This is a genomic window from Hymenobacter baengnokdamensis (assembly GCF_008728635.1).
Taxonomy (GTDB): Bacteria; Bacteroidota; Bacteroidia; order Cytophagales; family Hymenobacteraceae; genus Hymenobacter; species Hymenobacter baengnokdamensis.
Window position 1 is genome coordinate 1,678,982 of sequence record NZ_CP044285.1, and the last position, 20,709, is coordinate 1,699,690.

Consider the following 20,709-nt stretch of genomic DNA (forward strand, 5'->3'; position numbering starts at 1 on the left):
GAAAGGGCAATGCCGGCTTTTTAATATATTAAAAATTTAATATTATTAACAAATGCTTTCGACTACTGATTACACGGCCCTGCCACCCGCCGCCGACTTGCAGCGTCTGTGCAAGGCGCTGGCCGCCCTCGATGCCATAAACTCGCCCGATGAGGAGTACCGCTACTTTTCCTATAACCCGGAATGGAGCGAAAATGAGGCAGCTTTTGCGCTCAATGATGGCGAAGGCGACCAACTGCTGGTTTTATTCCGGCCCGAGGGCTGCGTTATGAATGGTTTTCTGGCCGGGTACGACCAGCCCGACAAGGCGCTGGCCACGCACGGCCTGCCGGCGGCCTTTGGGGAGTTTATGTTTGGCGAGCCGGTGGCTTCCATCGGTACTACTTTCTGCCTGTGGTATACGCCCGCTCACGGCTGGCAAGGCGGCGCGGCCGCGGCCGATGATGGCTCGGAGGAGCTACTGTTTATACTGGACAACCAGCCAGCCACCTATGCCGCCTGGGCCACCGAATACTATACTGAGGAAACTGATAAGAAGCCGGTTAGCGCCAGCGCAGTGGCCCCGGTGTACCGCCATGAGGTGCTGACCAGGGCCAGGGTGCTGGCGTTGGTAGACGAACTGGAGGACTGGCCGCAGCTGGCGGCCGATTTGCAGCAGATTGGCTATCCGTATGATTTTGAGGGCGTGTAGCCTTCGTAGAAATAAAAAAGGGAGCCGGCCCGCGGCCAGCTCCCTTTCTACTCCTGTTGCGGGGGGGCAATTAGTTCAGCGTCAGGCGCTGGCTCAGCTGGCCGCAGCGCAGCATGTAGAGGCCCGCGGGCAGGTTATCGAGTGGCAGCGTGGCTTCGGTGCCAGGGGCCGGGGCGGCTTGCGAGCGCACCAGGCGGCCCAGCGCATCGAATAGCTCCAGCGGTGCCGAGGTGGTAGCGCCAAGTACCTGCACGTGCAGGGCCTCACGGGCCGGGTTGGGATAAGCCACCAGCTGCAACGGGCTGGCCTCGCCGGCCAGCGATACGGTCCGGATGGGCGAATACGTGCTGATACCGTTCAGGTCGGTCTGGCGCAGGCGGTAATAGAGCTTGGTAGCGCCGGCCGGCAGTCGGGTATCGAGCAGCGAGTAGCTGTGGGTGCTGGCGCTGGTGCCCGCGCCGGCTACGTTACCCACGCTGGTAAAGTCCTGGCCGCTTGTGCTACGCTCCACCACAAAGCCGGCATTATTGAGCTCCGAAGCGGTGGTCCAGCTCACCCGCACGGCGGCACCCTGTAGCTGAGCCAGGAAGGTGCTCAGGCCCACGGGCAGCGGCTGCGAGCCCGGCAGCAATGCCCCGAAGACGGTTGACTGAGCCGGGCTCTTGTAGTTCTCGGCGTTGTTGATAAACGTCGTTGAGTTCGGGTTGGTGCTGTTGTAGTCGAATACGTACGCATAATAGTTGGTATTCGAGTTGAGGTTGGTAATGGTGGCGGGGCCGCCACCGGTAAACACCACGTAGTAAACGTTGCCCTTGCTGTCTTGCAGCGTGCTTTGGCCCGTGCCCTGGAAGCTGCCGTTGCTGGAGTTGTAATCCGTTGCGTTTACCGGCTGCACGTCCGGAGTGGTGAGGCTGGAGCTGGTGCTTACCAGCACAATGTGAAACTGACCGTAATCGCTGTATTGATTATCGGGGTTAAACGTGATGGAAGCCGATGAGTCTCCGGTGTTGCGGGTGGCTGTAAACGGCGTGTCGCGGGTGGGCGCTACGGCAATCGTCGTACCAAGCAGCTTATTGGCGTCGGTAGTCGAAAAGCTGCTCACAACGGGCGTGAGCGTATTGGCCGGCGAGGCCGTTACGTCGGGCGTCAGGTATTGCAATACTGCCTGCGCCGCCCCTACGCGGGTGGGGGCATACACCACGTAGATATCCTGGTCGATAAGGTTGGTGCTGGCATCGGGCGTGAGCACCAGGTAGCTGGTGCCGGCCGCGGTGGGGTCGGTGTAGGTAGTGCCGTCCAGCGAAACCCGGAACTGGGCATAGCCCCTTGGGTTACCCAGTGCCCCGGCCGATTCGCTCGATACCGAAATGCGCATGGGGCTGCTTACCAGCTCCGCATGAATGTGAATGAGCTGAGCCGTGCTCCGCACGCCGGGCCCGATAACCAGCGGGCTCGGCTTCACATAGATGGTCCGCGATTGCACGCTGCCGATGCTGTTGGCCTGCACAATGGTCGCGATGGAAGTGGCGGGCGAGCTATCGAAGGTGATGCCGGTGCCGCTTTCCGTGCCGGCCACCTGGGGCACGTAGCGCACATACAGCGTCTGGTTATTGATGGTGCCATTCGCGGCCGGACTGATGCTGATGGTGTTGCCCGTGGTGGTACCGGCGCTGCCATCGCCGAGGCCGGGGAAGGCTGGGTCCAGCGCTATCTGAAAGTTGTTAGGTGCCACCACCGTGATAGGATTTACCAGAAAGCTGCCGCTTACCAGCAGCTGCTGGCTGGCGGAAGCTTTGCCGGGCACCGTACTGAATGGCAGCAGCGGCTGGCCGCCGCTGGGGTTGCTGACGGTAAACGTTGAAGAAGTGTTGCTGCCCGTAAAAGGATTGTTTCCCGTTACCTGCACCACATTGTTGGGTGCGGCTACGGCACTGCCGCTGCTAGCCGTGATAGTGCCCGTAAAGTTGCTCTGGCTGGCAATCGGCCCCACGATGCGAACTTCAATCGTCGTTTCCGGAACCTGCCCGTTGACAGGGGCAATGGTGAGCGAGGTGGCAAAAGTGCCCGAAACGGCCACGTTACGCAGCTGAATGGCTCCCGACGTTGTGCCTCCCGTGAGGGCAGACGCAAGCGTGATGGCTGTAGTGCCCAGGTTGCCGCCGCCCACCACGAAGGTTTTGGTCTGGCCCGAGCCGCTGCCCGATACCTGCCCAAACGGCAGCGTAGCCGGGTCCACGAACACATAAGGCCCGGCCGGCGCATTGCCCGTTACGGCTGCCGACTGCGTTGCCGCGCCACTAGCCGTGGCCGTAATGCTGCCGCTGTAGTCGCCGGTGCCGTCGGGGTGGGTGCCGGAGGGCACCGGGGCCAGGCGCACGTCAATGCTGGTAGCGCTAACCGTGCCCGCAGATGGTGCCAGCGTGATGGCAGCCGCCGAGAAGCTGTTGCTGCCAACCCGCATCTCGTAGCCGGCCGGTGCCGTTACGGTCACGTTGTCGGCCAGGTTTTGGCCGCTCACCTGAAACGTTTGGCTAGCCGAGGTGCGGTTAACGGGTATGGTGCCAAACCCTTGCAGCGAGCCCTGCAAGACAATAGTCTGGGCTTGCAGCAGAACCGGAGTCAGCAACCCCAGCAAGCAGAAGCACAGGCGTATCCGAAGCAAAAACCCAGTAAACGGCCTTCGATAATTGTTTTTCATAGTAGTATAGAAGGAAAATTACGTTATTGTCGTAATTCCCAATGTAAAGTTAGCAGCTAGTGTAGCGCATTTATGCTTTTATTGATAGTGAGCATCTTAAAATCTTTTTCTGGCCATTTTAAATAGGATTATTATAAGTATAATTTGTCTTCATTTAATCTACATCTTTAGTCAGGCGCTCGTATTCCGTTCTCTATTTTGCGCTCCTTAGTGTAATTTAAACTAGTAATAATTTTAAATTATTTATATAGTAAGATTATTATTATTTTAATATTATTTATAATAATTTTTTATATGGCTAGTCTGCCTTCCCATACCCACTGGGTTTTTCGAACTACCGGGCGTCGGCGCCTGATGGAAGTTGTAGCTGGAGCCCGCCTGGCCAGGTAGTGATAGGTAAGAAGCAGTGAGCTGGCAAAGCCGCTAAAAGCCCGGTGATGCCCTGGGGGTCAGGCTACTTCTGATAGCGACGCAAAAAAGCAGGCAGCGCTGCACTTTCGCGTCGCTATCCGGCTGCCCTGCGCTGTGGAAGTGGTCGGGATACTTAAAGCGGTTTTCAAGTCTGGGTAAAGGCTGTCCGCTCGTCGTAAGAACGACCGGCGCCAACAAAGAGCCGGCAGTCCGCCCCACCCAAGCTGTGCCCTGACTTGGAAACCGCTCTAGGGCTGCGGGACAGACGGCAGCACACTGGCCTGACCCACGTAGAGCTGGGTATAGGACCTGGCCGCCTGAAGCTGCGAGCTGCCAAATGTGGCTTGAGAGGAGAATTCACCGCCGATATACACCTCGCCGCCAGCCGCCAGCGCCATTGCCTGGGCATCGTCGTCGTCGGCCCCGCCGGCCGCCGTCAGGCCCAGCCAGTTACCGGCCCGGCTTAGGTAGCCCACGAAGGCATCGGTGTGCCCACGACTAACGAGCTGGAAGCCGCCGGCCCGAATTTGGTCGCTGAAAGTGCCGGCCACGTAGAGCTTCCCCTGCTTATCGAGCGCGATGCCCACAATACTTTCCAGAAGCGGGCTTGAAATACTCCTGACCCAATCCCAGCGACCGCTAGCGCTAAGCCGGCCCACAAAGCCATCATCGTTGTCGCCGCAGAGGCGAACGGGCCCAAAAAAGGCATCGCCGCTAAACGAGCCCGTTACAAATACGCCGCCGGCGGGGTCTGCGGCCAGGCCCTTGCCATAGGCGGTGTTGGTGCTGGTAGCGGCCGTGGCCCATTGCCACTGGCCGGTACTGCTCAGCTTCCCTACAAAGGCATCGTTGAGACCCCGGCCCCGCAGCGTGGTGGCCCCAAAGGCAACCAGCGCGCTAAAATAGCCCGTCACGTATATATCACCTTTGCCTGATACGGCCAGTGCCCGCGCCTCATCATTGCCCGCGCTGCCGGCAGCCGTGGCCCACTGCCAGCCGCCAGCCGGCGTAAGGCTGGCTACAAAGGCATCACTGATACCGTTGCTGGTCAGGGCTTTGGGGCCAAATGCAGCGGTGGCGGCAAACTGCCCGGCCACCACCAGCGCGCCAGTGCCGGTAGTGGCCAGGGCACGGGCCAGGTCGAGGCCGGGGCCGCCGGCCGAGGTAGCCCACTGCCACTGGCCATCGGTACCGATTTGAGCTACAAACACGTCGGTAGCACCCTGGCTGGTGAGGGTAGTGGCGCCCAGGGCAACCTGGTTGCTGAAGCTGCCCGTAACGAAAATGGCACCTGAGGCATCGAGGGCAATGCCGGCTGCCTGGTCGCTGCCGCTGCTGCCCGCAGCTACGGCCCACTGCCAGCTGCCAGCGGGCGAGAGCTTGGCTACAAACAGGTCGCTCTTGCCCCGGCTGGTGAGTGAAATTGTGCCGAAAGTAGTTTTGTCTGTGAAAAATCCTATTGCGTAGGTGTTGCCCTCCTGGTCGGTAGCTACGCCTTTAAGCTGCGAAGTGCCGCTGCCGGCTGCCTGCACGGCCCATTGCCACTGAGGGCTCTGGCAATAGCCGGCCTGGGCTGCCAGCAACAGCACGGCCACTAAAAGCGTCCGGATAGTCGAAAGGAGGCGTTTGCTAGTCGCAGCAGCTTGCCCATGTGCGGAGCGGTTGCTACTTGCCAGAACAGATAAAGGAGTAAAGCGTGAATTCATAAGTTGGGCAAAAAGTATACAGTAAAAGTATCTACTGCTACTACTGCCAACTTAGAAAAATACTACCCTAAATGCGGTAGCCTACCTATGCCTGCTTCCAGGTAGGCTACCGGCTTAGGCGGGGCTGGTCGGCTGCCGGGATGGCCCAGCCCAGGCTGCGCAGCTGCGAGGCAATAGCGCGTAGCTCTTGCTCGGCAATAGGCTTGCGGATGATGCCGGCTACGAGGCGATGACTGGCGGCGCGGGCCGTATCGGCCTGAGCCAGCGACGAGGTGAGGATGTAAATGCGGGTAGATTTCAACAGGGCTTCTTCGTGGGGCAGCAAGGCCTCCAAAAAATCCCAGCCGTCCATCACCGGCATGTTGAGGTCAAGGAAAATAACCTGCAGCTCGGGGGCAGGCAGGCGCGGCAGCAGGTACGCCAGTGCCTCGGTAGCCGAGGGGAAGGTGCAGATTTGAGAGGCAAAGCCTTCCAGCTCCAGCACCTGTTCGGCCAGGTACAGGCTGATAAGGTCGTCGTCGATTAAATGCGTAAGCATAAGCAAGTTAACGGGGGTCGAGATGAATCAGGAAGCGGGTGCCGGCATTAACGGCACTAGTTACCTCAATTTTGCCACCCATGGCTTCGACGTGGGTTTTGACCAGAAACAGGCCAATGCCCCGTCCGCGCTGGTTGGTATGAAAACGCTTGTAGAGCTGAAAGACATCAGACCCCGCTTTGTACATATCAAAGCCCGAGCCATTATCGGTAAAAGAAATGCTGATGCCGCCCTGCGCCGTATGCTGCCACTTTATCTCCACCAGCAGTGAGCGCTCCGCCGAGCGGTACTTGATGGAGTTGGATAGTAAATTATAGAATATACTATAGATAAAAGCCCGGTTGCCGTGAATGCTCAGGTTCTCTTCCGGCTGAAGCGCTACCCGGCCGCCACACTGCTCCAGGGCCCCGGCCAGGTGCTCAGTGGCTTCCTGGCACACGTCGGCCAGCGCTACTGTTTCGGGCGGCTGGATGTCCTGGTTGTCGCGCAGCGATAGTATCAGGTTCAGGTCGTGTAGTACGGTATCGACCTGCTTCATGCTCTGGCCCAGCAGGGCCAGCGAGTTGGTAAAGGCCGCGCTGTTTTTATCAACCTTGGTGAGCACGTCGGCCAGGCCCAGGGCATTGGCCAGCGGAGCGCGCAGATTATGCGAAAGTACGTAGGTAAACTGCTGAAGGTCGCGATTTTGCCGGTACAGGTCCTGGGTCATTTTGGCCTGGCTCGCCTCAATTTCCTTGCGGTAGGTAATATTCTGCTGAATGGATATATACTGCATGAGCTGCCCGCTATCGTCGTAGATGGGCGTAATATCCATAGCAAACCAGAGTTTCTGCCCCGACTTTTTATAGTTCAGGATAGTTACGTGGCAGGCTTTCTGCTGAAGCAGGCGCTCGCGGATGCGCTCGACGGTGGCAGGGTCGGTTTCGGCGCCTTGCAAGACCTGGCCGGGGGTTTTGCCCACCATATCGGCCAGCACATAGCCCGTGTGCTTGGTGAAGGCTGCGTTTACCCACTCCGTAATTCCCTGCGCGTTGGTAATGATAACGGAGTTGTCGGTGCCGCTGGCTACAAGGGCCAGCTGCTGGAGCTTCTTTTCGGCGCTTACCTGCTCGGAGACATCGGAAAAGTACACGGCCAGGCCATCGGGCGAGGGAAAGACCTTGAACTGAAACCAGCGGCCCGGCTTTTTTTCAAAAAGCCGAAACTCCACCGTTTGGCCGGTATTCAGAGCCTGCTGATAGCTCGTGCGGTAGATAGGCATAGCGTTGGGGAAGGTATCCCACAGGTTTTTGCCCACAACTGCTTCGCGCGTCAAGGCAAGAGTCCGCTCGGCTTCGCGGTTGAGGTAAGTAAAGTTCCAGTTCTTATCGAGCGAGAAAAAGGCATCGGTAATACTCTCCAGAATAGTGGTGAGCTGCTGGGCCTGCTGCTTGATAAGGCGCTGCGCAGTGAGGATGTTTGTGATGTCTTTGGCCATTACGTGGACGCCCACTATCTCGCCTTGCACAACCAGGGGCACGTGCTTCACGCGCAGATGCCGCTCCTCACCGGCCTCATTGTTGACGACGGCCAAAAACTTTGCCCGGTGGCCACTCACGGCCTTGCGGAAGCTTTGCTCGAAAAGCAGGCCCAGGCCATGGGGCAAAAACTCAGCAAGCTGATGGTTGACCACTTCTGTTTTCTGCTTCTTAAAGAAGGTGAGAAAGACCGGGTTGGCATCCAGAATAAGGCCCTCAGTGGATTGAAAAACGGCCAGGGCCGGGTTGTTTTCGAAGAGCAGCCGCATGCGCTGCTCACTTTCGGCCAGCTCAAAGCTGGCCCGCTTCTGCTCCGAAACATCGCGCGAGCTTACCGCATACGCCCGGATGGCCGGGTTGTGCAGCTGGTTGCTTACCGTCGTCTGAATCCATTTCCATTCGCCATTGGCAGCCTGAAAGCGAAAATCGGATACCAGAATACTGTCCTGGGTGTCGAGCTGGTTCCAGAGGGCCAGCACCTGGGGCAGGTCGTCGGGGTGAATCAGCGAAAAACAGCTTCTGCCAATAAGGTCTTCGGGCCGGTAGCCAATTGTTTTGAGCGTGGCGCCACCCACGTACGTGTACACGCCTTCTGCGCTAAGCAGCCCTACCATGTCGAACCCATACCCGATAAATACTTCGTTGAGGGCTTCGTACCCGTAGGAGGGCGGCGGCTGGCGCTCAGAGGTTGTGTCGCGGCCCACGCACAGCAGCACACCATCGGCAGGAACCTTGAAGACTGACCACGAGATACCTATTTCCTGGCCGTCTTTTTTCAGACAGCGGCTATCGAAATACATCGGGGCCGATTGGTAGGCGCGCAGGCACTGAGCCAGGGCCGCCTGGCGGTCGGCGGGGTGCATGATGTCGCCAAACGACTTGCCGACCATCTCGTCGCTGTCGTAGCCCAGTATACTCAGGCTGGCGGTGCTCACGCGCTGAAACCGTCCCTTAGGGTCGATAACGCAGATAACGTCGGAGGAATAGCTCATCAAACTCGCTAAAATTCGGGTGTCGTGGGGGGCGGCCATGGCAGTCGGTGCGGAAGTAGAGAGTATTTGCCGCAGCCAAGCCGGCGGCGACGGCGGATTACCCGCCCCAAAACAACACGAATAAATACCCTTAGACGAAGCACCTGCCCGCGCTGTTGGGCTGCCAGATAACAAATTTCGGCTGATTAGGCGGGTGGGACGGGTAAAAGGCCTACCCAATTTTTGGGTCATGGCCAACAGGGAACAGCGTTAAGCTTACGGCTGGCAAAATGAAGGCTTGGCTTCTTACAGATTGTTAATTATTTAGTAAATAAAAGATTACGGGGCGACAACGGCTCACTAAAAAGCCTCTCTTGGGGAGAGGCTTTTTAGTGAGCCGTTCAATAGGCTACTCTTTGAGCAGGCGCTGGATGACTCTCAGGGTAGTATTTTGAATAATAAGCTGGTAGGTGCCGCTGCGAAGACCAGCTACCGCGAGCTGGTGGGGCAGGCCGCCCGCCAGGCTTAGCACCTGCACCACACGGCCGGTGGCATCGAGCAAGGTTACCTGATACGGCCCGGCCGGCAGCTGAGTCAGGTCGAGGGTAGTTGAGGCCTGGGCCGGATTGGGGTAAAGCGACACCTGCATCGGGAGCGCGGGCAGGCCAAACGTCACCACCTGTACCGGGCTGTAGCTGGCTTTGCCACTCTGGTCCAGCTGCTGCAAGCGGTAGTACACGGCACCGGGGTGCTGCTGCCCCACACCGGCATCGTCATAGGCATAGCGGTGGGCTGGCGCCGAGGTGGCTGCGCCCGCTACGAACGAGAGCGTTTCGAAGCGGAGGCCATCGAACGAGCGCTCTACCCCAAAGCCGCTGTTGGTAAGCTCCTGGGCCGTGGTCCAGCGTAGCTGCCCATCGACGCCCGCAGCCGTAGCCGTAAAGCTCGTGAGCACCACCGGCAGCGGGTAGTTGCCTATTTGCAGGTTCACCGTCTGGGTTGTGATACCCCCGTTGGCATCCACGGTCCGGATGCCCACCGGGTACGTGCCGGCCACGAGCAGCTGGCGGTCGAGCACGCGCACCTGGCCCGTGGCAGCATCCAGTTCAAGGCCGGGGGCCAGGCTGCCGCTGGCTACGCCGGCCGTGCGCACGCCGTTGTCGGTGAGGGCCGCCGCGCTGCTGTACGCGCTCCCGTTGGCATCAACCACGTTGGCAATTACGTCGCCGTTCTGGTACTGATTGGCACCGCCTTTGAGCGGAGTATTGGTATACATCGAGGCATTGTCCTGGCCAATGGCAATCTCATACAGCGCCGGTCTGGATACGCCGCTGAGGTTGTCGGTGGCCGTGAAGGCAAAAAAGGCGTTGCCCACAAACGTAGCGGCCGGGTCGAAGGTAAGCTTGCTTATATCGGCAAGGGCGACAGACTGCCCGGCTGCGACAGGGGTACCATTGAGAGCCAATACCCCGGCTGCCGCCGCTGGCAGCGTTGTAACAGTGAAGGAAGCCACGGCGCCATCGAGGTCAATACCGCTGATGGCACTCAGGGGGAGTGCATCGGCGGTATTACCGGCCGGCAATTGCAGGCGGTTGAACCGGGCGTTGGCTACCGGGAGCTGATTGGCCAGGGTAGTGAGCACCGGCGAGGTGTTGTTGGCCGTTCCCCCAGTTACTTCAGTCGTCGTTGTGCTGATGGTAGCCGTCAGGGTCTGGGCCGTGGTTGGGAAGGTGAAGGAGATGGTATTAGCTACTGTGCCGGGACCGCCTACTGACTGCTTGGCAATGCCGGGGAAGGTAACCAGGCCGCGAGTGGGGTCGTAGGTGCCGCCGCCCGAGGCCGTCACGTCGGTGAGGCCGGTAGGCAATTGTACGGTCTGGCTCACGCTGTTGGCCGGCGAAGGCCCGTTGTTGAGGGCAATCACCTGGTAGGTAGCCACGCTGCCGGGCAGCGTCTGGGCCGGGCCACTGAGCTGAATGGCTACGTCGGCAACGGGCTGAATAGCGACGCTGACCGACTGCTGGTTATTGCTGGCCACCGGGTCAGAGTACACACCATCGATGAGGGCCGTGGCCACGAGCGGGTCGTTGAGCGGGTTGTTGACGGTAATGTGGTACGTGCTGCTGGTGCCGCCCATCTGGTTGAGTATACTCGGGAAGGTAACAACTCCCGTGGCGGCATCATAGGCACCCGCCAGCACGCTATTGGTGGCATCGCGCACTACTACGCTGAGGCCGGCTGGCAGGCTCACGCGCTCCTGCATAGTAGAGGCGACGGTGCCGGCATTGGTAGCCACTACCGTAAACACCACCGGCTGCCCGGCCTGCTGCGTGGTAATCGGCGCGTTGTTGCTGTCCGTGGCCGTAATGGTGGTCTGCAAATCGACCTGGGTGCTGGTGGCGGGCTGTACTACGGCAATGGGGCCGCCGGCATTGTTGCTCAGAATAGGGTCGTTGGTGGCCCGCGATACGTTGGCCACCCCGGCGGCGCCAATAATGGGCCGGTCGGGCACGGTAATCGTTACGGTCTGGGTTACGGTGCCGGCAGCACCCACCGCCTGGTTGGTAATAGTAGGGAAGGTGATGATGCCCGTCGTCTGGTCATATACGCCCCCGCCCGACGCCACTACCGTGCCCAGGTAAGTAGTGATGCGCAGCACCGGGGTGATGCTCAGTGCCTCGGCCGGTCCGTTATTGGTAAAAGACACGGCGTAGGTGGCTGGGTTACCCAGAATAGGCGCCGCGGGGCCGTTCACGCTGACCACAATATCGGTGTTCCACTTCACGGCGGTTGCTACGGCTACCGTGTTGTTGGTGCGCACGCTTTCGGGCGTGGTAGTGCTGACGGTAGCGGTGTTTGCAAACGTTGTGGAGTTGTTCGTATCCGTCGATTTAACAGCCGGCATCTTGTAGGTAATCGTATTCGTTACCACGTTGTTCGCGTCCTGTGAGGCGATGGCCGGGAAGGTAATTACCCCCGATGCCGGGGCATACGTGCCTCCGCCCGTGCTCGTAACCAGCTGGGGGTCGAGGCCCGCCGGAATCGTAACGGTCTGCACCACATTGGTGGCCGGTACCGGGCCGTTATTGATGGTGTTCACCGTGAGGGTAACTACCTGGCCGGCTGAGGCGGTAGAAGGCGCAATCAGGGTAGTAGCTACATCGGTCAGCAGATTAACATCTATGGTAGAGGTGGCCGTATTGTCGCCGGGTACCGGGTCGGAGGTGGCGGCCGAAACGCTGGCCAGCGCCGCGATGGGGCCGGCGGCCGGCGCCGCCAGGGTAATGGTGTTGGTGACGCTGGTGCCGCTCACGAGCGAGCCGATGGCGAACGTTGCCACACCGGTAGCCGGGGTGTAGGTTCCGCCGCCCGAGAGGCTCACCCCGGTAAGGCCGACGGGCAGCGACACCTGCTGCACCACGCCCGTGGCTGCCTGCGGGCCATTATTGCCTGTGGTAATCGTGAACGAGACGGGCGTGCCCGGGGCTACGTTTTTATCCGAAGGCGCAGCTTTGGTAAAAATGTTGGCCTGGTCGGTAGTGGCCGGGCTGCTGGTAGTAGCCGGCGCCGTGTAGAGGTTGTTGCTGTTGCTTTCAGCGGTAGCCGTCGTCACGTTGGCGGTGGCTGTAAAGCCCGAAGCCGGCGCCGCAAAGCTTACGGTATTATATATAGTGGCGCCGCTGAGCAATACGGGAACGGCTGGAAAGGTAACCACGCCCGACGGCGCGTCGTAGCTGCCGTTGTTTGAGGCAAACACCCCGGCCAGGTTGGCAGGCAGCTGCACGGTTTGCACGACCGCTGCGGCGGCCGATACCGCCGTGGCCGGGCCGCTGTTGGCCGTAAGCACCGTAAAAGTGGCCAGGTTGCCGGCCACCACGGCCGTGGGGCCGCTGAGCGTAGTGGTTACATCGGCCACCGGCGTAACACTGATGGTGGCCGTGCCTTGGTTATTATCCGACTGCCCCGAGAAAATCGTGGCATCGTTCATGTTCGAGGTTGCCGTCACCGGTCCGCGCGCTGGAGCGGTGAACGTGACCGTGGAAGACGCATTGGCATTAGGGGCGAGGTCGGGGGAGGTCGCGTAGCTTACAATGCCGGTGGCCGGGTCGTAGGTGCCGCCGTTGGAAGCAGTTACGTTTAGCAGGCCCGGTGGCAGCAGCACGCGCCGCGTTACGCCGGTCGATAGCGAAGGGCCGTAGTTGATAAAAGTAACGTTGAACGTGCCCGTAGCACCGGCCGTCACCGTGCTGGCCTGCGGCGTCACGATGCTGGCCACGTCGGCCACGCTGTTAATAGTGGCGCCAATAGACGCATTATCGGGGGCAGTGCCGCTGCCACTGCCAGAATCCTGCTGACTGTCTGTAACGATTGCGTTCTGAACAGTTACGCTGGCGCCTTCCGGCAGCACCGGCGCAATAAAGCTCACCCGGTAAAAGCGGGCGTCGCGGGTAGGCATTGATGCTACGCTTGGGAACGTAATAATGCCAGTGCTCGCATCGTAGGGGTAAGTGGTTCCGTCAGGAAAGAATACGTTGGCCGCAGCGACTCCGGCGGGCAGCGTTGCCGTCATACGCACATTGCTGGCCGCGGCCGGACCGTTGTTGGCAAATACGAGTGAATAAATTCCCGTCTGGCGGCCGGCATTCATCGTGGAGAGGCCCGATATGCCCGCCACTACATCGGCGTAGCCCGTAATGGAGGTAGTAGCCGAGCTGGTATTGTTGTCGGTTACGGGCTCACCCGTGGCGGTGGTGATAGCGGCCGTAGTGGTTACGGATGCCGTGCCGGGCACCGTGAACGAGATGTTGTAGGGCGTGCTGGTGCCCCCGGCCAGTGAGGACTGGGCTGGATAGGTAACCGTTACATTGCCGGTCGTCGGGTCGGGAGAGCTGATGCTGATGCTGCCCGTGGCTACCACGCCCGTTACAGGCTTGTACTTATCGCCCGTTGCCAGCGTCACAACCTGCGTAACGCTGGCTGCCGGCTGCCCGCCGTTGTTGGCGAAGGTAACCGTAGCGGTAGCGGTACTAGCTGCCGCCGCCGTGGCCGGTGCCGTCACAACGGCCAGTACATCGGTGCTGCAATTGATGCCCGCCGCGCTGTTGGCGATGCTGGTACTGACCTGCGTATTACTCAGGCCAACCGTGCCGGCTTCGGCATTAAAGGCTACGCCGCCGGCGGTAGTGCCATTGGCGCCGCCCGCCACCGCCAGGCTGCCCGGCGCCGCATTAGTTAAAATAACGCCGCCGCCCCCACCCCCGCCGGGGCCATAAGGACCCTGAGCTGCAGTGGCCGTGTTGCTGCCGCCGTTGCCCCCGGTAGCCGAAAGCGACAGCTGGCCCAGGGAAGCCGTGTTATTAGCCGTAACCAGAATAGCGCCGCCGGCCCCGCCGCCGCCGCTGCCATCGTTTGCTACGGTGCTGCTGGCGCTGGCCCCATTGGCCAGGATGCTGCCGAAGCCCGCTACCGAGCCCGTGCGTACCAGCACAATGCCGCCGCCGGCGGCCCCGCTACTGGCGTAGCCCGTCAGCGAGCCGTCGCCGGTACCGTCGTTGCTGGAGCCCGCGCCCCCGCCGCCACCCAGAATCAGGCGGTTGGTGCTGACCAGGTCAAGGGGCAGGCCCGACTCGCCGCCGGTGGCCGCGTTGCTGCTCCAGGTGTTGCCGCCGTGGCCCCCGCGGGCCCCGTTGCCGCCGCCGCCACCGCCGCTGTTCATGGTGTTGGCGGTGGCATCCCCATCGGTGCCGCCGCCGCCCGCGTTGCCAGGGCCGCCTCGTGCCGAGCTGCCGTTGGGGTAGCCATCAACGCCCGTATCGAATAAGGACGTGCCATTGTTTACGTAGCGGGGTGTGCCAACTATGCCTTCTCCTTTCATGGCGTGGGCACCTACCTGCGTGGTGCCGCTTGCGGGCGCCGGCGCCCGATAATCGAGGTTGGTAGTGCCAGTAGTGCCCTTAAGGCGCTGGCCGGCCCCGCCCCGGAAGCCCTTGCCCGAGGCATCGAGCCGGGCGCCGGGCGCAAAGCTGAGCTTGCCGGTAATGTCGAGGGCCAGCAGGCCCCCCGTTTTACCATCCCAGGCTGCGGGGGCAATAGTGCCGCTCACGGTCAGGTTCTGATACTGCGGAATGCGCACTACCTGAAAGCGGCGCTGGCCGGCCGAGGTAGTGGCATCGGCATTCTGGTAGCTAAACTTAAGGCCGGTGGCCAGCTGAATGGTGCCGCCCGCGGCAGCGGTTACGGTGGGGGCCGAACCAAGCACTTTTACGTACTCGTACTGGCCGGCCGTGAAGTTGGTGCTCAGGTTGCCAAAGCCGCCGCTGCCGGGCTGGCCGTCGCCGTACGAGTCCGTATTGGTAGCATCAATGTCGGCCCCCTGCATCTGAATAACGAGCAGCAAATCGCCGGGCTTGATGTCGGTGGCCGCCCCCGTAGCCGCCCCAACCGCGATGGACGTGGCGTTCACGGCCAGGGTCTGATTGGCCGCGGGGTAATAAGCGTTGGGGTTGGTGCTGATGGTTGGCGACAGGTCCTGCCCCGGCGTGGCGCACGCGGCGGCTAGGCCGGCCAGTCCCGTACGCGTAATAGTAGTAGCAACACTCGCGCTGTTATTGGTCAGGTCCTGGTCCGGGATGCTGGCGCTGCTGCTGTTTGCCGTAATCGTAATAGAGCTGGGAGAGCCCTGTGCAACCAATGAAAAGCTGCTAATAGTGCTGGCCCCGGCTGCCAGGGCAAGCGTGTTGAAGGTAATTACGCCCGTGGTGGCATTGTAGCTGCCATTTGTCACCGAAACGCTGCTAAATGGCGGCTTGCTCGAAAGCGTTACCGTGGCAGCTACGTCGCTCACGGCGGCCCCGCTGCGGTTGGTAGTCGTTGTGTTATAAAAGCGCGTCTGGCCCTCCGCCGCCCTCGCCGGGCCCGAGATAAGTGTGGCCAGGTCGGCCCCGGCCGTCACGGGTATGGTATAGGTAGCCTGGTTGGAGGTGGCCCCCACATCGTCGGTAGCCAGGTAGCTAAAGGTAGCATTGCCTGCAAACGAGCCCACCGGCACAAACGTGAGTTGGTAGCCGGGACTGCTGGTTGTGGCCGACGTCGGCACCGGGAAGGTGGTACCTGCCGTGGCGGCTGTGGTGCTGCCGTTTATATAAACAGAGCCTTGCGTGCTCGGGTTCGGCACGCTCACCAGTGTGTACGAAACGATAGTCGTGTTGCCAGTGCTCGCATCGGCGTCGCTGGCATTGAGCGGGGCAATGGCGGTGGGCGTGGTAGTACTGCTCAGAATAGCCGTCGGGTTGGTTACGGCGTTGGCTACCGGGGCAGTATTCTGAGTGGTGCGCGTAGCCGCCTGGTTGTTGGCCGTGTTGGGGTCGAGGGCGGTAGCGCTCACGTTGCTGATGGCGCTTACGCCGCCCGCACTGGCCGGCGGCATGGTAAAGCTCACCACGTTGGCGACCGAGCCGTTCACGGCCAGGTTGGTGCTGGTGGGCAGCGTCAGCACCCCCGTTGTGCTGTTGTAGGCAGCGCCGGCCGCTACGCCGTTCAGCAGCACATTGGGGGTGTAGCCCGACGCCGTGGGCAGCGTCAGGGTCAGCGTGGGCGTCACGCTCGTAGGCACGTCAGTGTTGCCGTTGTTGGTGGTCGTTACGGTGTAGCTTACCGAGGTGCCGGCCCGCGCCCGGGGCTGGTTATTAGCGATAGTGGTCTGAATATCAGCCTGAGCGCACCAGGCCATCGATGGAAATACAATCAGCTGGCTGGCCGGGTCCGACTGGGTAGTGGCCGTATTGCGGTACGTCATCACGAGCCGGGTAATCGGCTGCGGAAATGAGGCCAGCACGTCGGTAGCGGCCGAAGCGGCACTATTAGCCGTGCCCGTAAAGATATTGTTGCTGTAGGTGTTAGTGCTGCCCGTCGAGACGTTGGCCGCCGGAATGGTAACCAGGTTATTGCTGACATCATATCCCTGCAGCGTCAGCTGGTCGATGTAGCCCGTGCCGTTATCAATATCGCCAATCGAGAGCGTAAAATTGGCCAGCGCCCGGCTGAAGGTAAAGGTGGTCGTGGTCGTGGTCGCGGCCGTCGAGGTATAATCCTCAGCCCATACCAGACCCTTGCCCGGCATGGCCGCCTGGTCCGATACAAAGAAAATATCGGTCGTGGTCGGCGAGGCAGCGTAGGGCGTCCCGGTTGGGTTGGCGGTAATCGTTACGCCATCAATAACAACCGAGCGGTTCACCTTCCAGTCTTCGCCCTCCGTGCGGGCGTAGTAGCTCAGCACGTTGGCCTGGCCCGTGCCCGCACCACATACTGCTTTACTCACCGGCACCCCGTAGGTAGTAGCCGTTGAAACGTTGCCGAGGTTGTCTTTGGCCTTGTACTGAAACACGGCCGTGCCAAAGTAGCCCGCTACCGGCTTGAACGTAAGGTTACCGGCATTGGCGGCCGCAATCACCGTGGTAGTCGTAATGGCTGTGCCATTCAGCTTCAGCACCCCCGCCGCTGCGGGCGGTAGCGTCGATACTGTGTACGATACAATTGAATTGCCGGCGTCGGCCGTGGCGGCCAGCGGCACGGCCAGCGGTGTATCACCGTACGTGTTCAGCACAATCTGGCTGGTGCGGGCCAGCGCTACCGGCACGGCCTGTACGCTGGCCGTGCCATTCAGCCCCTTGGCAGAAGTGGCTTTGGGGCCCGCGACGCGCACCACCGTCTTATCAGACGGCGTGAATACGTCGGCTCCGCCCGATTGCGCACGGGCTAGTTGGCTAATAAGCCCGAAGGCGAGTAGCCACCAGGCGCCGCGTAGTCGCCGGCGTCGGTTGGCCCCCCGACTAGCCCAGGCTGCTGGGCAAAGAATATGTAGTAATTTCTGCATAAAAATTTATAAAAGGGGAATACTAGAAGGGCAATAGCTCGGTAGTGGCTTACACTGCGCGTTAGCAGTTGAATAAATAGCGGTTTTAATTCCGCTTTTTCTCCTAGAGCAGTTTCCGAATCCGGGTACCGGGCGGGCGGCCGGGGTTGAGCCGGCAGCCGGCACCAGCCAAGCTGTACACAGACCTGAAACTTGCGCTTAAAGCACAAATTTCCAAAGCGTTTCGCCGGTGCCTCCTACCTATACCTACCCTATTTGCGGGTCATGGGCCGCCGGGCCGCACCAGGCAGGCTCAGGCGCTCCTTGTCGCTGTTCCCGTCGCTTTTATTCCGGATCGCGGTTGAGCCTCAGTCAGCTGGCTGGGCCCGCCGACCTTGGCCGGCAAAAAGTATTTTTAGGCAATTCCGGGCCTTAGACCCGCAAATAGGGTAGGCGCTACGCCCGGCGCCTGGCTACCTATTAGGTACTTTTGCCCTTATAATACCTATCTACCGTACATAATCTATCCACTATTTTCCGTGTCCAGGTGGCTCTGGCCGGGCCCTTGCTGCAGGGCCGGCTTTGCCGGATGCGCTGAGTGAAGCATCTTCTATTATTAGCAAAAATATGATATCTCTATACCTTGCCATAGTTGAAGATGATTCGACCGTCCTGAAAGTCCTCAAAGCTTATTTCCGGCAGCAGCCCGAGATTCACGACATTCTGGCAGCCGACTCAATTGAGGACTTGCTGGAGCAGCTCGAAGATTCGCTGGTGCCACACGTAATGCTGCTGGATATCGGGCTGCCCGGCATCAGCGGCACCGAGGCCCTGCCGCTGCTCAAGGAAAAATTTCCGACTATGGAAGTTATTATGCTCACCGCCTACGAAGACGTGGAGCATATATACCAGGCGCTATGTAGTGGGGCCACGGGCTACATGGCCAAGTACACGCCCTTGCCTCAGCTCAAAGAAGCGGTGCTGGAGGTGGCGCGGGGCGGGGCGCCCATGAGCCGCAATGTAAGCCGCAAGGTGCTTTCGCACTTCCGGCCCACGCCCACTACTCATTCCGAGCTGCTGACCCCGCGCGAGCGCCAGGTGCTGCAAGGCATAGTAGATGGCCTCAGTGACAAGGAGATATCGCAGCGACTCGATTTGTCGACCCTCACTATCCGTACCCACGTCAAGCACATTTACCGCAAAATGAGGGTCAATAGCCGCACGCAGCTGCTGAGTCAGCACCTGCGCGGAATCATTTAAATCTCTAAAGCAGCAGCGGGCCGGCGGGTAGTGCGTAGCTAATAGGCCTTGCCGGTAGCTGCCAGGCGCGCCCGAGAGTGCCAATGCCGACGATGTGCTGCTGGCGGCCCCGGGGCGTGGCTCCGGAGCCGGGTTCAAAACGAAGCGGCCCCAGCTGGCTTCAGCCTTATGCGGCCGGCGCACGTACTACCTGCCGGTAGTTTATCTTCGCCAATGTCCGACTCTGCTCTTGCTGAATGCGTCGCCGTGCCGGCCGCCACCCTGCCGCTGCCCATTGGCCACTGGCTCGCGCTTACTATTGCCGAGGAAAGCCGGTTTGGGGGCATGTTGCGGCCCTGCGTGACCCCGACTCCGTTTATGCCGTATGAAGCTTTAACACTCTCCAAGTTCTTGCTATGACTGTGACTTCCTCCGAAGCCGCCCGCCTGGCTGCGCTCAGGCGCTACGACATCCTGGATACGCCCCCGATGGCAGCCTAAACCGCCTGGCCGCGCTGGCAGCCAAGCTATTCAATATGCCTATCGCCATCATCAGCATGGTAGATGAAGACCGCATCTGGTTTAAGTCGCACCACGGCCTCGAGGCAGAGCAGATTGAGCGGGGTGGGGGCTTGTGCGACTCGGCTATTCTTTCTGAGGAAGTATACCTGGTGGAAGACACCCGGCGCGACCCCCGCACGCTGACCAATCCACTGGTGGCGGGCGAGATGGGCCTGCGCTTTTATGCCGCGGCTCCGCTTACTACCCACGACGGCTACAAGCTGGGCACTTTCTGCCTCATCGACCAGAAGCCGCGCTACCTGAACCAGGACCAGAAGCTTATGCTGCAAGACCTGGCTACCATTGCGATGGATGAGATTGAGCTGCGCCTGGCGGCCCGCAACACGCTGGCGGCCAGTGCGCGCCGCATACAAGAGCTGGAGCAAGAGCTGTCCGCTACCCGCCCGGCCGCTCCGCAGAAGAAATAGCGCCCGCTTTCGGCCCGCCAGGCCCGGGCGGCTGGTCATTTTTGAGGCTCGGCGGCATCCAGGGCATCCTGGGCCCTTTGCAACTCCCGCTCGGTGTGGGCGCGATTTTGCTCGATTAGCCGCACCTTGCCGTGCTTGCTCGCCACCTGCACCGTCTGCACTACCTGGGCATAAGTATCAGCTTGTATCTCATCGCCATATGTTATGGTGTAGTACTTGGTAAACTCGGCACCTACGTAGAGTATGAGGGCCGAATAATAAACCCACACCAGCAGCACTACCAGGGTGCCAGCGGTGCCATAAGCCTTGTTCAAGTTGCTGTGGCCGAGGTAGTACGTAATACTGAATCGGCCCAGCATGAAGAGAGCAGCCGTGAACAGCGCACCCACGGCCACATCCCGCCATCGAATGCGCGCATCGGGCAGCACTTTAAAGAGAATAGTATACAAGCCGCTGGTAAACAGTAGGCTAAGCACCAGGTCTGTCGCGTAGACGAGCCCGACCGACACGTTGGGAGAATAAGTGCGCAGCCTGGCCAGCAGGCTCGCCAGCAGCAAGCTTAACCCCAGCGAAGCCAATAGAAGTACGCCCAGGGTAATGACTAGGGCGAAGGACAGCAGCCGGGTTCTGACTATCTGGAGCCAGCCTGCATCCGGCCGAAGCTTCAGGTGCCAGATGCTGTTTAGCGAGTCCTGAATTTCGGTAAATACCGAAGTGGCGGCGAGAAGCAGCGTAACCAGGCCGATACTGGCGCCCAGCGGATGGTGGCCGTCCAGCGCGGCATACTGCATTATTTTGCGAAGCTGAAGTGCTGCCGCAGGCCCTATCACTTTCTGTATCTGCACAAAGAGCCCGCTTTCCACGCGTTGGCTGCCCCCAAAATACCCGCATACAAATACCACCACCAGCAGCATTGGCCCGAGGGAGAATAGGGTGTAATAGGCCAGCGAAGCACTAAGCCGGGGCACATTGTCGCGCAGAGCGCCCGCTGCCGTTTGCCGTAGCAGGTGCCAGACGCGCGTTGCCACTTTCTTCATGAGCAGTGTGGATAGCGGAATAGCCTGGGTGCGCCGCTTCGCCGCAGCCGCGGAGCAGACCT

10 protein-coding genes are annotated in these 20,709 nt (G+C 60.4%); 4 read left to right on the plus strand and 6 right to left on the minus strand.

Annotated elements, in window-relative coordinates:
- Positions 1 to 52: 52 nt before the first annotated feature.
- Positions 53 to 691, plus strand: a complete 639-nt coding sequence (locus F6X24_RS07065) for a hypothetical protein (RefSeq protein WP_151087334.1) — start codon at positions 53 to 55, stop codon at positions 689 to 691.
- 70 nt (positions 692 to 761) lie between these two features.
- Here the strand turns inward: F6X24_RS07065 and F6X24_RS07070 are convergent, their stop codons facing one another.
- From F6X24_RS07070 to F6X24_RS19275, 5 genes are all read right to left on the minus strand, one after another.
- Positions 762 to 3,317 carry a T9SS type A sorting domain-containing protein gene (locus F6X24_RS07070; RefSeq protein WP_151087335.1) on the minus strand — a complete coding sequence of 852 codons (2,556 nt, stop codon included), beginning with the start codon at positions 3,315 to 3,317 and terminating at the stop codon, positions 762 to 764.
- Between the two features lie 731 nt (positions 3,318 to 4,048).
- Positions 4,049 to 5,506 (minus strand): NHL repeat-containing protein, encoded by a 1,458-nt coding sequence (locus tag F6X24_RS07075; RefSeq protein ID WP_151087336.1) that lies wholly within the window; start codon positions 5,504 to 5,506, stop codon positions 4,049 to 4,051.
- Between the two features lie 106 nt (positions 5,507 to 5,612).
- Entirely contained in the window at positions 5,613 to 6,044 is a 432-nt protein-coding gene (locus tag F6X24_RS07080; protein ID WP_151087337.1) for a response regulator, read from the minus strand.
- Between the two features lie 7 nt (positions 6,045 to 6,051).
- The gene (locus tag F6X24_RS07085) at positions 6,052 to 8,553 is read right to left on the minus strand and encodes a PAS domain S-box protein (protein WP_191906490.1); all 2,502 of its coding nucleotides are present in this window, start codon (positions 8,551 to 8,553) and stop codon (positions 6,052 to 6,054) included.
- Between the two features lie 388 nt (positions 8,554 to 8,941).
- A complete protein-coding gene (locus F6X24_RS19275) occupies positions 8,942 to 17,404 on the minus strand; it encodes a T9SS type A sorting domain-containing protein (protein ID WP_151087339.1) in 8,463 nt (2,820 codons plus the stop codon).
- Positions 17,405 to 18,010: 606 nt separating this feature from the next.
- On the opposite strand from F6X24_RS19275, the gene F6X24_RS07095 reads away from it, so the two are divergent.
- The 3 genes from F6X24_RS07095 (at position 18,011) to F6X24_RS07105 (ending at position 19,610) form a co-directional block, all read left to right on the plus strand.
- On the plus strand, positions 18,011 to 18,643 hold the full coding sequence (locus tag F6X24_RS07095) for a response regulator (protein WP_151087340.1): 633 nt from the start codon (positions 18,011 to 18,013) through the stop codon (positions 18,641 to 18,643).
- A 213-nt stretch (positions 18,644 to 18,856) separates the two neighbouring features.
- The gene (locus tag F6X24_RS07100) at positions 18,857 to 19,042 is read left to right on the plus strand and encodes a hypothetical protein (protein WP_151087341.1); all 186 of its coding nucleotides are present in this window, start codon (positions 18,857 to 18,859) and stop codon (positions 19,040 to 19,042) included.
- A 115-nt stretch (positions 19,043 to 19,157) separates the two neighbouring features.
- Complete coding sequence (locus F6X24_RS07105) at positions 19,158 to 19,610, plus strand: GAF domain-containing protein (protein WP_229725412.1); 453 nt, start codon at positions 19,158 to 19,160, stop codon at positions 19,608 to 19,610.
- 35 nt (positions 19,611 to 19,645) lie between these two features.
- Here F6X24_RS07105 and F6X24_RS07110 read toward each other — a convergent pair whose 3' ends face one another.
- Complete coding sequence (locus tag F6X24_RS07110) at positions 19,646 to 20,647, minus strand: YihY/virulence factor BrkB family protein (protein WP_151087342.1); 1,002 nt, start codon at positions 20,645 to 20,647, stop codon at positions 19,646 to 19,648.
- Positions 20,648 to 20,709 lie beyond the last annotated feature (62 nt).